A 13,553-nucleotide genomic window follows, 5' to 3' on the forward strand; every position below is an offset into this window, starting at 1 on the left:
TCCTGCGAGTGTCATGGTAGTCGGCGTGCGCCGCTTCAGGCGGCGACCGCTTCGCTCAATACCGCACGCACTTCTTCGAGCAATCCCGGCATGGCGTCATAGCTCGTATGGGCGAGCCGCATTACGCCGCCAAGCGTGCACACGCCGATCACCTGATCGTCCGCGAAGCCGGAACTGACGAACGGCCCCCACAGCGCCTTCAACGCGAAACCCTCATAAGTCGAGGCAGCAATCGGCTCGCTGCCCAGATTCGACAGCAGCACGTCGAATGCCAGCATGTGCGAAAGGAAACCGGCGGCATCGTCGACGGATGGATTCGAAGCCATGAAGGCGTCGAGCGCTTTGGTTTCTCGCGCAACCGATTCGCCCGTCTGCGCGGGCGCAATCAACGCCTTGACGTCGCGCGCCGCATGCCAGAACGGCGCGCCGCGTTCGCGGTCGTCGATCGTGATGGTCTGCGCAATATAGACACCATTGGCTTTGCCCACGCCGTCAACGGTCTTGCGCAGATCGATTGGCGTCACCGTGCGGATGGGCCGCGCGCACCAGGCCTGCGACAGACGCCGCCCCGCTTCATGTACCGCCGCGGCGATGGCGCCGTGTACCGTCGTTCGCTCCTTGCGCGAGCGTTCGATCACCGCCTGGGTCAGTTGCGCGCCGAGCGCCAGCGTGGCGACTTCCGCGCGCGCGCCCTGCGCTGCGCGGAATGCCTTGGGCTCGGGCGCAGGCGACATCTCCCCGGATACCGTTGCCGTCTTCATCTGCGCGCCTAGCAGGTTCTCGAGCGGCTGAACGAGGGGCAAGCGTTCCAGCGCGTTGCCCGATAGCGCGCGCAGCAGATCCTCCATCACATACGCGCCCCCCATGCCGTCGAGCAGCGCGTGATGCGCCGTGAGGACGATCGTCGATATGCCCTCACCCTGCAAGACCGTTGCGCGCACAAGCGGTGCGGACGATCCGCCGACGGGCGTGGCCATTTCCCTGCGCACCTCCGACTGCCACAGCGACCCCTGCGCGTCGTCCACCAGCCGCAGAGGAATCCGTGCATCGGCATCGTGATAGAACGCGACAGCGCCATCGGCGTTGGCCAGGATACGCGCGCGGAGCAAGGGATGGCGCTGCTGCACCGCGCTCAATGCGGCGTCCCACGCTCGCGGTGCGAAAACCCGGTCGATCTGCGCGACGAGCGCGAAATGAATCGGACGGTTTCGATCGATCAGCCAGAACAGTTGTTCCGTCGCCCCGAGATTGCGGATCGATTGGGTATCGGCTTGTTGATTTCGCATCTGCATTGTGTGCCCATAAAAGGATGAAAGCGCCAAACATCATCGCCACATCACCCAGAACACTCATGCCCCGCGCTGCATTCCATCCTGCGCGTCGATCGTGATGCGCAAACATTTGTGTCGCCATGTATCGGGTTTCCCGCCTGGATACAAACGTTTTCAATAAACGTCAGACCAGACATATCGCAGATACCTTCCACAGCTTTAATTGATGAGTCCGCCACGCGGATGGAATTTCCCTCACCCAACGGGTGTTCTGGTCAAGGCGACGATTTCGCCGCTCAACCCTATCGTCGACACATGAACTCAATCAGGACGATGACGGCCGCCGAACTGTCCGCGCTGCTGCCGTCCATGCTTCCGCGTCTGTGGGCATTCGCTCTGCGCCTTTCGGGCGATCAGCACGATGCCGAAGATCTCGTGCAGCGCGCCTGCGTGCGGGCATTGGAGCGTGCGCACCAGCTTCAACCCGGCACAGCGCCGCTTAGCTGGATGTTCTCCATCGTACAATCCACCTGGCTCAACGAAGTTCGCGCGCGCGGCGTGCGTAATCGTTCGGGCATGGAATGGGACGAAGGCTTGCTGGAGACGGTGCCGGATCCGGCCGCGAATACGCCGGAAGAACAGGCAATGAATGGCCAGATCATCCGCGCCGTTCAGCAATTGCCCGAGGCACAGCGCGTCGTCATGCTGCTCGTGGCGGTGGAAGGATTGAGCTACAGCGAAGCCGCCAAAGCGCTTGACGTTCCGGTCGGCACGATCATGAGCCGGCTTTCCCGGGCACGCCAGGCCATCGGCGCCCGGTTCAGCGAACCCAAAGAAGCAGGACGCGCGAAAAGCGCGGCGAACCGCAAGGAAATTGGCGCATGACGATGGATGACATCCTGCTCATGGCTTATGTCGACGGCGAACTCACGCCACGCGAACGCAGCGAGGTGGAGCAGTCGATCAGCGTATCGCCCGAAATCGCGCAGCGCGTCGCGCTATATGCCGCGTCGGCGCTCGATTATCAGCACGCTTTCAGGCATCAGAAGTTACCGCCGGTTCCGCAGCGGCTCGCGCTCGAACTCACTCGTCTGGGCAGCGCGTATTCGACCACGCCCCCACCCATCGGCGGCGATCTTCATTCCGCCCCGCCATTTAAGTGGTTTTCGCGTTTTATCGCGCGCTTTCGCTTTCCATCGCGACTGGCCTTGCCGGGTCTCGCCATGACATTTACGGCGGGAGCGCTGACTTGCGCATTCGTGTTGCGCCTCGCAACGGATCGGACGCACGACACAGCGATTGCACGCTCCGGGTCGCAACACGCCATGACGGCGAGCGTTTCACCCTGGGTAGCGGCGGCCGTGACTTATCAGCAGTTGTACACGCGCGATACGGTCGCTTTCGATGCGACCACGCCAGCCATCGCCTCGCAAGTCGTCGCACAGATTCATGACGACGATCGCGTATCGATCCATATACCCGACCTGCGTCGCGCGGGGCTCACGTTCAAGCGCATTCAACGTCTGCGCTTTCACGGCAAGCCGCTCGTGCAGATCGTCTATCTGCCGAAAGCGGGCTTGCCCGTTGCCTTGTGCGTCATGAAGGATGACATGCCGGACACGACGATGACTCAGCAGCGCGTGGAAAGCATGAACGTTTTGACATGGCGTCGCGCCACGCTCAGCTATGCATTGATCGGCGCACTGGACGACAAGCAGTTGCTTGAAATCGGCAAACAGATCGCCGAACCCTCGACGCAATCCGGTTGATCGACGAAGGCAGGGAATAGATTGGCCTGACCAGTTGTTCTGATAGCGCATCCTTCATCCAGGCGCCCGAGACGGCGCCGTAACGCTATCGATACACCATGTCTGCCTTTTCCCGCATGCTTCTCGTTTATGACGGCACCCGCGAGGCCCGCGCGGCGCTGGAGCGCTGCTCGCAGCTTTCGCTCGCGTTGTCCGCCCCCGTCGATGTCGTCGCCATCGTCGATACGGAAAGCGCCAACGCGCAGTGTGGCGGCCTGCTTTCCGATGTCGCCTTCACGCATATCGAGGAACATGCGCGCAATGCGCTAAACGATGCAGTCAGCCAGTTGGCGGACATCGGCATCGCGGCCAATGGGTATGTCAAATTCGGCCGCATCGCCGAAGTCGTCACACGTCATGCGCAATCATTCAATCCCGACCTGATCGTGCTTGGCCACCGGGCGCGCGCAAAACGCCCAGCGTGGTGGAGCGAGCGCCCCGCACACGTTGATCTGGCCGAGCGCCTGCGCGGCTCGACGATCGTGACCGTCACCCTCGCATCGGACTAGTTTTGCGTTTGTCCGCGCCAGGCTCACGCGGCCAGCAACGGCAAGGTGAGGCGCGCTTCCAGTCCGCCGGTGTCGCGATTGGTGAGTTCGAGTTCGCCGCCCATGATCTGGGTGAGGCGTTGCGCAATCGCAAGACCCAGTCCGCAGCCCGACGCCGCGCTCGCCGTTTCTGGCGCGCGATACCACGCGGTGAATACCGTTTCGAGGCGCGCGGGAGCGATGCCAGGCCCGGCGTCCAGCACCGCCAGCACGAGTCGCTGGGCGTCCACGCTCACGCCAAGGCAAACATCCTCGCCATAGCGCAACGCATTGTCGATGAGATTCACCAGCACGCGGCGCAATGCATGCGGACACGTCATCACGGTGCGCCCGACCTGCCCCTCGAGTTTGACGAGGCAGCCCGCGTCACGATAATCGGCAATCAGCGCATCGAGCAGGCCATCCGCATCGACAGCCCGCAGGGGCTCCTGGGCGCTGCATTGCATTCGCGCGCACGAAAGACTCCCCTCGACCAGTTCGGCCATTTCAGCAAGGTCGCGGGCCAGTGCATTGCGCAACGCCGGGTCTTCCACGAGTTCATTGCGCATGTTCATTCGTGTAAGCGGCGTGCGCAGATCGTGAGCATACGCAGCAAGCACATGGAGCAATTCGGCCTGGCGTCGGGCGCGATGGCGCGCGCAAGCGTTGATCGCGTGCGCGAGACGGCCAATGGCCTCGGGTCCAATCGAATCGGGCAGGACGGCTTGCGCCTCGTCGCCCAGGTTGCGCGCGAGCGCCGCCACCATGCGCCGAAGATGCGCATGCAATTCCACAACCTTGAGCGCGGCCAGCGCAGTGGCCAGCAAGGCAGGCAAGATCAGTGGCAGCGCCTCGCGCGCGAGCACAGACCCACTGATGGTCTGCGCCGCATAAGAGGCATAGACACACGCAAGCGCGAGCAGGACCCACAAGGCCCGCGACGATGCGTCGAAGGACAGACGCGAACACGCGCCCACGCGAGCATCGTACGGTTGAGCGGCGTCGATTGCGTGCACGTTCATATCGGTTCTCCTGTACTGTTCGATTGGTACGGGAGGGGCACGCGACGCCCTGCCCGGCAGCGTCAGAATAGGGCACGTTGTACGTGCCCACCAGTATATGAACGTATAGGTTCGGGTCTACGTGGGTCTACCGCGTCTAACAAACACTAAACAAGCACTAAGCCAGTTTTCGCATGGGCCGGAATCCCGCGCGTACCTCCTGCGCGAAAAGCTGCGGTTCCTCCCACGCCGCAAAATGGCCGCCTTTATCCACCGTGTTGAAATAGACCAGATTGTGATAACTGCGCTCGGCCCAACTGCGGGGTGCCTGATAAATTTCGCCCGGAAACACGGTAATGGCAGTCGGCAGCGAAATATCCACCGCATTGAAATTATTCGAATGATCCTCCCAGTAAATCTGGGCCGACGAGGTCGCACTATTGGTCAGCCAATACAGCGAAATATCGTCGAGGATTTCATCGCGCGTCAACGAACGCTCGGGAATGCCGCCGCTATACGTCCACTGCGAAATCTTGTCGTACATCCACGCCGCCTGACCAACGGGCGAATCGGCGAGCGCGTAACCCACCGTCTGGGGTCGCGTCACCATCATCGCCGAATAACCGCAGTTGTCGCGATAGAAAACATTCAGTTTTTCATACGCGTGCTTCTCGTCCGGCGAAAGCCCTGCGGGAGCGGGTTCGCCCAACGCAAGCGAACGCGCGATATCGGGAGGGACGGTCGCCGGCATATTGACGTGGATTCCGATCAAGCCTTTTACATGCTGCATGGCCATACGGTGCGAAACGACCGAGCCGCAATCGCCGCCCTGAGAAACGAAGCGCTCGTAGCCGAGCCGCGACATCAATTGGCCCCATGCGCGCGCGATGTGATCGGAACCCCAGCCCGGCGTCGTCGGCTTGCCCGAAAAGCCAAAGCCCGGCAAGGACGGCACGACCACATGGAAAGCGTCGTCGGCGCTACCGCCGAAGGCCGTGGGATCGGTCAAAGGCCGGATGACCTTGATCAGTTCGAAGATCGAGCCAGGCCAGCCGTGCGTCATGATCATCGGCAACGCTTTCTCATGACGCGACCGCACATGGATGAACTGAATGTCCAGCCCGTCGATTTCCGTCACGAACATGGGAAAGCCATTGAGTTTGGCTTCCCCCTTGCGCCAGTCATATTCGGTGCCCCAGTACTGGACGAGCTGCTGCATGCGCGCAAGGCGAACGCCCTGTGATTCGTCGGCCACGGTTTCCTTTGCGGGCCAGCGCGTATTGGCGAGCCGCCGGCGCAAATCGACCAAGGCCGATTCCGGAATATCCGCCTTGAAAGGGCGGATATTGGCGTTTTCCGTCGCGGCATACATTGCCTTGGGAAAGAATGCGAGCGCACCGGCCGCGGCCGAAGCAGCCAGAAGCGTCCGTCGCATCGGCGAAAAAGTATTCTCGGGCATAGATAGCATCCTGTTTGGTGAGAGAGCGTGACAAGTCGCCTCTCATTTAAAACAGGCCATGTATCTAGTATGTGTCGCCAATGTAATGTTTCGTAAGCCGCGAAGAGTATGGTCATTGCGCGCAGATTGATTTATATTTTTTGCACGCGCTCACCCTATATTCCCCTCGCACCCATACCAAAGTATGAGTGCGCCTATCCTTTGTCATCGCCCGCCACAATCGATCATGGAATAGCTCGATTTCCACGAGCCGGTTAGCCTGCTGCAAGCGGCCACCATGCGCCGCGGCACCGCTTATGACCATCATGGAAAAAATCGACTACATCCTGGTTGTCGACGACGACCGCGGCATACGCGAACTGATCACCACCTATCTCGAACGAAACGGCATGGAGGTTTCGAGCGCGTCCAATGGACGGGAAATGCACCAACGTCTGGGCCAGCGGACGCCCGACCTGATTCTGCTCGACCTCATATTGCCAGGCGAAGACGGCCTGACGCTCTACCGTGCGTTACGCGAAAGTCGCCATCGATCGGTGCCCGTTCTCATGTTGACGGGACGCGGCGACGTCACCGACCGGATCATCGGGCTGGAAATGGGCGCGGACGACTATATGGCCAAGCCCTTCCAGGCGCGCGAACTCCTCGCCCGCATACGGGCGGTGCTGCGCCGCACGCGCATGCTGCCGCCTGCCCTTCAGCCTGCGGACGAAGCGCGCGTGCTCAGCTTCGGCGACTGGCGTCTTGACACCACCGCGCGCCATCTGCTTGAATCCGACGACACCGTCGTGACGCTAAGCGCCGCCGAATATCGCCTGTTGCGGGTATTTCTCGACCACGCGCAACGCGTGTTGACGCGCGACCAGTTACTGAACCTCACGCAGGGTCGCAATGCCGATTCGTTCGATCGTTCGATCGATCTGCTGGTGAGCCGACTCAGGCAGAAGCTCAACGACACGGCACGCGCGGCACGCTATATCAAGACGCTGCGCAGCGAAGGCTATGTGCTGTCGATTGCCGTCACGGTCCACCACGACGTGCATGATGCTGGTGCGCCAGACGCCCCCGGCGTCAATTGACGGCCAGGCATTTTGCCGCCAGCGGCCTTTTTTCTGGTTGCCCTGAAGTTCGAGGAATAAACCTATGATCTCGCGTGTTTCACTTCTTTCACTCCACGTCTGATACCCCATCGTCATCATGCAATTCTCCGACTTCTCGTCGCCCGCCTTCTTCGCCGATCCCTATCCTCTGTATCAAAAGATTCGCGATGCAGGACCGCTATTGCCCGTAGCCCCCAATGCCTTCGTAACCGGGCGTTTCTCGGTCGTCGATGCGCTGCTGCGCGATTCGCGCATGGGTAAGACCTATCTACAGAGCGTGACCGCGCGCTATGGCGAGCAGGCGACGGCGCAGCCCGTATTCCAGTCGTTGAACCGCACGCTGCTGATGATGAATCCCCCTTCGCACACACGCTTACGCGCGCTTTTGATGAAGACATTCAATGCGCGGGCGATCGAAAAACTGACTGCGATTGTCGAGTCGACAAGTCACGAACTGCTTGAACGCGCAGGCGCGAGCGCCGAATTCGATCTGGTGATCGACTATGCCCACCCGCTGCCCGTTCAAATCATCTGCCGCCTGCTCGACATCCCTGTTGCGCAAGCCACGGTATTGGGCACGGCGGCCAGCCAGCTCGTCGCGGCATTCGATCTTGCGCCGCTCGATGCAAACGCCCTGCATGCCGCCGACGAAGCGGCACTCACGCTCGAACGCTACTTTCAGGACATGGTCGAGCAGCGTCGCGCACAGCCGGGCGACGATCTGATTTCCGCGATGCTGGGCGTGGAAGACGAAGGCTCGCGATTGACTGACGAAGAGGTCGTATCGAATGCGGTCCTGCTGTTCATTGCCGGCCACGAAACAACGTCGAATATGATTGGCAATGCGATGATCGCGCTCTTTCGCCATCCGCAGCAAATGGAGGCGTTACAGCAAGATCCGACGCAATTGCCGCGCGCGATCGCCGAGTGCATGCGCTATGACGGCGCGGTGCAAATGCTGGTGCGTACCGCGTTCGAAGATTTGTCGGTGGCGGATGTGACGCTCGCGCGCGGTTCGGTCGTCTTCATGCTGATCGGCGCGGCGAATCGCGATCCGGCCATCTTCACCCAACCCGATACGCTGGACATCACGCGGGAGACGAGTGCGCCATCGCTGGCGTTTGGAGCCGGTATTCATCATTGCCTCGGCGCACGGCTCGCCAGGCTTGAAATGGAGATCGCTATCAGGAGCCTGCTGGCCCGCTTCCCCAGGATTCGCCCAGTCGATCTTGACTCGCTGGTTTGGCATCGCCGTAACAATCTGCGCGGTGTGACGAGTCTGCCCGTGCGAACCGGCGCACATTGAAACGCCGGCTTCAGGGCATTTCCGCGCTATCGGACTGATGCGCGGATTTCCGCCTTAAGGCGCGTATCGCGAGAAAACGTAATCGCGATCCTTGACGCGCGCGGCGTGACACGCAAAACATGTTTGATGCTGTGCCAGATCGGCGGGCACGCCGTTGATAAAGCGCCCGAAACCCCAACCGCCGGTCGATGCATACTTGCGCGAGTCCTTCACCATGATCTGAACCGTGGTGGGTGCGCCTGGCACCGTTGCAGGCGCGAAGTCGTCCGACTGCTTCTTCTTGTAGGCCAGCTTGACCAGGATGGTGCCGTCCGGGAACGGCTGCGTAGCGCTTTTGATCGCCTTGATCGCAAGCGGATTGCCCAACACCACGCGCAGTTCGTCAAGCGGCGCGGCTTCTGCCGCTGGCGTGATCATCTGCCATTCACGGTAGCCCTGGGGAATCGTCACGCCGTAAATGGGCGATGCGGCAGGCGTGGCATCCGCGGCGAGCGCGATATGATTCGCGCCGGCCACGAGCATCGCGGTGGATGCAAGCAGTCGGGCGCTAAAGCGATGGAACATCATCCGTCTTCGTCTCCGGTTTAAAGGTGCTGAATTGGAGCATGGCGTCGGCAAACGCATTGGAGGCCTATAATTCGTAATCCAGAATAATAATTCTCGCGATTCACCAATTTACTTTGAATCGAAGCCTATAAGAAACGGCGTCAGCGTAACATTGCGTACGCGCCGCGCGCCATACGGCGATGGGGTAACCACCCTATACGCAGGTATAGGCGCTGAATAGGCGCTGGATACCGGAATGCTCAACAGAGCAATGACCTTCAGTCTTCGCCCAGCGCAACCTTGAGCGCCGCGAGAAGTGCGGTATCACTGAAAGGCTTGAACAGACAGTCGATTGCCCCCTGCTCGAGCAGGCGCTCGCGCAACGCTTCGTCCTGGTGGGCGGTGATGAAGATAATCGGCAAGTTTTTCTCAAGCCGCTTCAACTCGCGAAACAGCCCTAGGCCCCCCATGCCTGGCATGTTGAGGTCGAGAATCAGACAATCGGTTTGATCGACCGTTGCAGACGCAAGGAACGCCTCCGCGCAAAGGAACACGTTCACCGCATATCCGAACACACTAACCAGGTCGGGAAGCGACTCCCGCACTGCCTCGTCATCATCAACCAACGTTACCAGCATCTTTGCCCCGCGGAGACTGCCTGAGACAGGTGGCGCGAATACGCATGCGCGCCGTGTGACCCTGGATCAAACGCCCTACGATGCCTGATTCCACCGGGCGCGTCCACCATACGGAAGTATGTGTACACCCGGGGGCCGTGTGTTACGGCATAAGCCCGGGCGTGCAGGCCGGAAGGGAAAATGCAAAGATCGCGCCGTGGCCGTCCATCGGCAATTCCGCCCAAAGACGCCCGCGTTGGCTTTCGATGATGGAGCGGCTGATCGCAAGACCCACGCCCATGCCGTCCTCTTTGGTGGTGTAAAACGCGTCGAACATACGTTCCGCGTCCTGGGGATCGAAGCCGATACCCGAATCCCGCACGGTCAAACGCACCATGCCGTCCTGGTCGGCTTCGGTCTTGACCCACATGAGCCGAGGCTGGTCGTGCAGGTCGCTCATGGCATCCGCCGCATTGCGTAGCAGGTTCATGATGACCTGCTGCACCTGCACACGATCGCAGCCGGCAAGCGGCACATCGTCGGCGAAGTCCGTGCGCAGGATGACGCGGGTCCGATCCAGATCGTTCTGCATCAGGGCGATGACTTCGCGGGCGGTGTGCCCCAGATCGACGGCCTCGATCGTCGCGCTGCGCTTGCTAAACAGCGCGCGCAGCCGCGCAATCACATCGGCGGCCCGGTGGCCATCGCGGATCGTGCGCCGGGCGGTTTCCTGTGCGCTTTCGATATTCGGCGGGGTGGCTGCCAACAGACGCAGACACGTGCTCGCATTGGTCACGATCCCCGCCAGCGGCTGATTGACCTCGTGCGCAATCGATGCCGTCAACGCGCCCAGGCTCATCACCCTCGAAACGTGCAAAAGCTCCGAGCGCGCCTTGTCGAGCGCCTCTTCCGAACTGCGTCGCTGGCTGATATCGAGCGTCGTGCCGATATATTCATAGCTGTGGGGCTTGTCGGTTGCGCGATGCGCGATCAGGTGAAGGTGTTTGATCGACTGATCCGGCATCACGATCCGGTGCTGGCATTCGATATCGGCGTCGCCGCGTCGTCCCTGCTCGATGAATTGCGTAATGAAACGCAAATCGTCCGGATGGCAGCGGGCAACGATGCGCTCCAGCGTCATGCTTGTGCCCGGCTCAATGCCGAATATGTGATAAAGCTGCTCGGACCACGCGATCTCGTTCGAATCGACATGCCAGGAGAAGTTGCCCATCCTGGCGAGCGCCTGACCTTCGGCGAGAAAAGCTTCGCTGCGCCGCAACTCTTCTTCTGCACGCTTGCGGTCGTCGATATCGATATTCACGCCAAACCATTTGATGACGTTTCCCTGCTGGTCCCGCAAGGGGCTCGTGCGAAACAGAAACCATCGGTATTGGCCGTCGTAGCGCTGCATGCGCGCCTCTGCGGCGCCCGGCATGCGGCTCGCCATGATGGCGGTCCACTCGGCTATCAGGCCCGGCAGATCATCCGGATGAACCGCCTTGGTCCATTCAAGATCGCGCACCTGTTCAAGTGTGCGCCCGAGATATTCGAGGTAGTAGCGATTATAGAATTCGCCGGTCCCGTCCGGACGCGCCGACCAGATCAGTGCGGGCAGCGCGCTAATGGTCTCGTTGAGATGACGCTCGCTTGCCGCGAGCGTGATTTCCGCGCGCTTTCTGTCTTCGATATCGATGGAAAGAAGGAACCAGCGCAAAATGCTGCCGTCGCGGTCACGCAGCGGAAATCCACGCACGTTGGTCCAGCGATAGACGCCGTCGGCACGCCGATGACGGCTTTCCACGTTGTACGAAGTACCGCTGGCAAGCGACGCTTCCAGCGACCCAACCGCGGCTTCCAGATCCTCCGGATGCACGACTTCGTCGCCTCGCCACGCTTTGAGCTCCTCGAACGACTTGCCGAAATAGTCCAGCGTGAGCTGATTCTGGCCTTCGACCTCGCCCGCTGGCGACGTGACGGTGACGCGCACAGGAATGCTTTCGACGATCAATTGCAGGTCGATCTCGCGGCGTTTCAGTGCCTCCTGCGCCTGCCGTAAATCGTCGATGTCGTTGCACATGACGCACCAGCGCACGATCTGACCTTCAGGATCGCGGATCGGGCTGAATTGCATGGCGAACCAGCGCTGCCGACCATCGAAGCGCCGCAAACGCGCCGCTATTTCTCCAGCTTGCCCGGAAGCCAGAATGGCGTCGTGCTGCTCGAGCACTTGCGGCAGGTCTTCGCCGCTAACCGCCTCGCGCCATAGCCAGCCAGATGACGCCTCGATATCGAGACCCGTGTATTCGGACCACTTGCGGTTCACAAAATCGACGCGACCGTCGGGATGGGCCGTCCAGGCGATGGTGAATAGCCCGTCCAGCATGATGCCGAGATCAATTGCCAATCCCATCATTGTTTTGATATTTTTGAGCAGGCGACGAAGTTATTCACCAGGACCTGCGTTCAGGTGGATCAATCGATTGAACCAGGGAAATGAGGGAATTATCCCATGCAGGAACGCCCGTCACAATAGTACGGGCGTTTCATGAATCCACGACATCTGGTTGCACGCGCACCGATTTGAAACAGCCGGTGCGGGATCAAGGCGGAGGATTGACGGCGCGGCGCTAACGCGCAGGGGAGTCGATGCCGAGCGCGACGACGTTTCGCACCAGATCGGCGACGGTTCGCACGTTCATTTTGCGCATGGCCTGTCCGCGGTGGATCTTGACGGTGACTTCGGCAATGCACATTCTTGCAGCGATCTGCTTGTTCATCAGCCCCGCCGCCACGTTGGACAGGACTTCGCGCTCGCGAGGCGTCAGCGCGTTCCATCGCTCGCGCGTCTCGACGAGCGAACTACTCACCTCAAGGCGCTTTGCATCGCGCCGCAAAGCGGCGACAACCGCATCGATCATGTCCTGGTCGCGAAACGGCTTGGTGAGGAAATCGATGGCGCCCGCCTTCATTGCCTCGACTGTCATCGCAATGTCACCATAACCCGTCATGAAAATCACGGGCATGGGTACACGGTCCATCGTCAATAGCGATTTTTGCAGCGCCAGGCCGCTTTGACCACGCAGGCGCACGTCCAGCACGACACACGCAGGGCCCTGGCCTTTGGGCGCCGCGAGAAAATCCTCGGCCGAATGGAATGCCTCGGCTTCCAGGTCAATCGAGTGCAGCAGACTCACCAGGGCACTGCGCACCGACTCGTCATCGTCCACGACATAGACGATTCCCGCGATGCTATGCGTGTCGCAATGAGTTGACTGGGCTGTCTCGGTGTTGATCATCTACAATTTTTTCTACGCTGATAATGTTGTGCGAATTCAAGCCATTAAGGATACCACTCCCTTGCTGAAGCATAGGCGACTCCACGCGGCTTGTCGCGTGGATCGGATCGACAGTAACATCGAATGTCTGAAATCCCAAATAATGAATTTCAGGCAATGTTTCCGGATGGATTGACGACGCGTTATTTCACTATTCGGGATCGGCCTGGCTGCCGCCCCACATTTCAAGCGAAACGGCAAGAATCATTGCGCCGGAGTTTAGAGGAATTTTGAACCGGTGAGCCTGAGGGCGAAATACCGCATCGCCCCGTTTAATGGCCTGACCGGATAGCACGCAAACGCCGGCTCGCCTTGCGGTCGCACGTTTCCAAACCTGCTCGCGGTAGCTACAGCGCGTTGGGTCGGTCCACGACAACGCGAAGGCGGCGTTGGGCAAGCGCTCCTCCACTTTGACCGTGCAGCGCCGGAATGCGTCATCGTCCCGGATGCACGCATTGCGTTGAGGGCGAACGGGGGCGCTCGTCCGGGAGGATGGCGACGAAAGCAGACCGCGTACCATGTGTGCCCACGGGTTTTCACACCGGCCCGGTGCGCCCGCATACAACGACCTTTGCGAATTCGA

General features: G+C 60.5%; 13 protein-coding genes. 5 read left to right on the forward strand and 8 right to left on the reverse strand.

Annotated features, from left to right (window positions below; translation table 11 throughout):
• Positions 1–35: 35 nt before the first annotated feature.
• Positions 36–1,286: a phthiocerol/phthiodiolone dimycocerosyl transferase family protein gene (locus U5782_RS12905; protein ID WP_322044206.1), complete on the reverse strand. Its 1,251-nt coding sequence runs from the start codon at positions 1,284–1,286 to the stop codon at positions 36–38.
• A 318-nt stretch (positions 1,287–1,604) separates the two neighbouring features.
• On the opposite strand from U5782_RS12905, the gene U5782_RS12910 reads away from it, so the two are divergent.
• From U5782_RS12910 to U5782_RS12920, 3 genes are all read left to right on the forward strand, one after another.
• On the forward strand, positions 1,605–2,156 hold the full coding sequence (locus U5782_RS12910) for an RNA polymerase sigma factor (RefSeq protein ID WP_322044324.1): 552 nt from the start codon (positions 1,605–1,607) through the stop codon (positions 2,154–2,156).
• Complete coding sequence (locus U5782_RS12915; protein ID WP_322044207.1) at positions 2,153–3,040, forward strand: anti-sigma factor; 888 nt, start codon at positions 2,153–2,155, stop codon at positions 3,038–3,040. Before U5782_RS12910 ends, U5782_RS12915 begins: the two co-directional genes overlap by 4 nt.
• Before the next feature lie 98 nt (positions 3,041–3,138).
• The gene (locus tag U5782_RS12920) at positions 3,139–3,588 is read left to right on the forward strand and encodes a universal stress protein (protein WP_322044208.1); all 450 of its coding nucleotides are present in this window, start codon (positions 3,139–3,141) and stop codon (positions 3,586–3,588) included.
• A 23-nt stretch (positions 3,589–3,611) separates the two neighbouring features.
• Here U5782_RS12920 and U5782_RS12925 read toward each other — a convergent pair whose 3' ends face one another.
• Both U5782_RS12925 and U5782_RS12930 read right to left on the reverse strand, forming a co-directional pair.
• Positions 3,612–4,628: a HAMP domain-containing sensor histidine kinase gene (locus tag U5782_RS12925; protein WP_322044209.1), complete on the reverse strand. Its 1,017-nt coding sequence runs from the start codon at positions 4,626–4,628 to the stop codon at positions 3,612–3,614.
• Between the two features lie 157 nt (positions 4,629–4,785).
• A complete protein-coding gene (locus U5782_RS12930) occupies positions 4,786–6,066 on the reverse strand; it encodes an epoxide hydrolase (RefSeq protein ID WP_322044210.1) in 1,281 nt (426 codons plus the stop codon).
• 305 nt (positions 6,067–6,371) lie between these two features.
• On the opposite strand from U5782_RS12930, the gene U5782_RS12935 reads away from it, so the two are divergent.
• Both U5782_RS12935 and U5782_RS12940 read left to right on the forward strand, forming a co-directional pair.
• Positions 6,372–7,145, forward strand: coding sequence for a response regulator (locus U5782_RS12935; protein WP_322044325.1), 774 nt, complete (start codon positions 6,372–6,374; stop codon positions 7,143–7,145).
• A gap of 118 nt (positions 7,146–7,263) precedes the next feature.
• Positions 7,264–8,472: a cytochrome P450 gene (locus U5782_RS12940; protein ID WP_322044211.1), complete on the forward strand. Its 1,209-nt coding sequence runs from the start codon at positions 7,264–7,266 to the stop codon at positions 8,470–8,472.
• A gap of 54 nt (positions 8,473–8,526) precedes the next feature.
• Here U5782_RS12940 and U5782_RS12945 read toward each other — a convergent pair whose 3' ends face one another.
• The 5 genes from U5782_RS12945 to U5782_RS12965 all read right to left on the reverse strand — a co-directional run bounded on the left by U5782_RS12945 (position 8,527) and on the right by U5782_RS12965 (position 13,490).
• Positions 8,527–8,994, reverse strand: coding sequence for a cytochrome P460 family protein (locus U5782_RS12945; RefSeq protein WP_322044326.1), 468 nt, complete (start codon positions 8,992–8,994; stop codon positions 8,527–8,529).
• 302 nt (positions 8,995–9,296) lie between these two features.
• Positions 9,297–9,656 carry a response regulator transcription factor gene (locus U5782_RS12950; RefSeq protein WP_322044212.1) on the reverse strand — a complete coding sequence of 120 codons (360 nt, stop codon included), beginning with the start codon at positions 9,654–9,656 and terminating at the stop codon, positions 9,297–9,299.
• Between the two features lie 142 nt (positions 9,657–9,798).
• Positions 9,799–12,045, reverse strand: coding sequence for a PAS domain-containing protein (locus tag U5782_RS12955; RefSeq protein ID WP_322044213.1), 2,247 nt, complete (start codon positions 12,043–12,045; stop codon positions 9,799–9,801).
• Between the two features lie 217 nt (positions 12,046–12,262).
• Positions 12,263–12,931, reverse strand: a complete 669-nt coding sequence (locus U5782_RS12960) for a response regulator transcription factor (protein ID WP_322044214.1) — start codon at positions 12,929–12,931, stop codon at positions 12,263–12,265.
• Between the two features lie 190 nt (positions 12,932–13,121).
• Complete coding sequence (locus tag U5782_RS12965; protein WP_322044215.1) at positions 13,122–13,490, reverse strand: DUF3331 domain-containing protein; 369 nt, start codon at positions 13,488–13,490, stop codon at positions 13,122–13,124.
• Positions 13,491–13,553: the final 63 nt, after the last annotated feature.

It is taken from the genome of Paraburkholderia sp. J67 (assembly GCF_905220265.1).
In the GTDB taxonomy this organism is placed as follows: domain Bacteria; phylum Pseudomonadota; class Gammaproteobacteria; order Burkholderiales; family Burkholderiaceae; genus Paraburkholderia.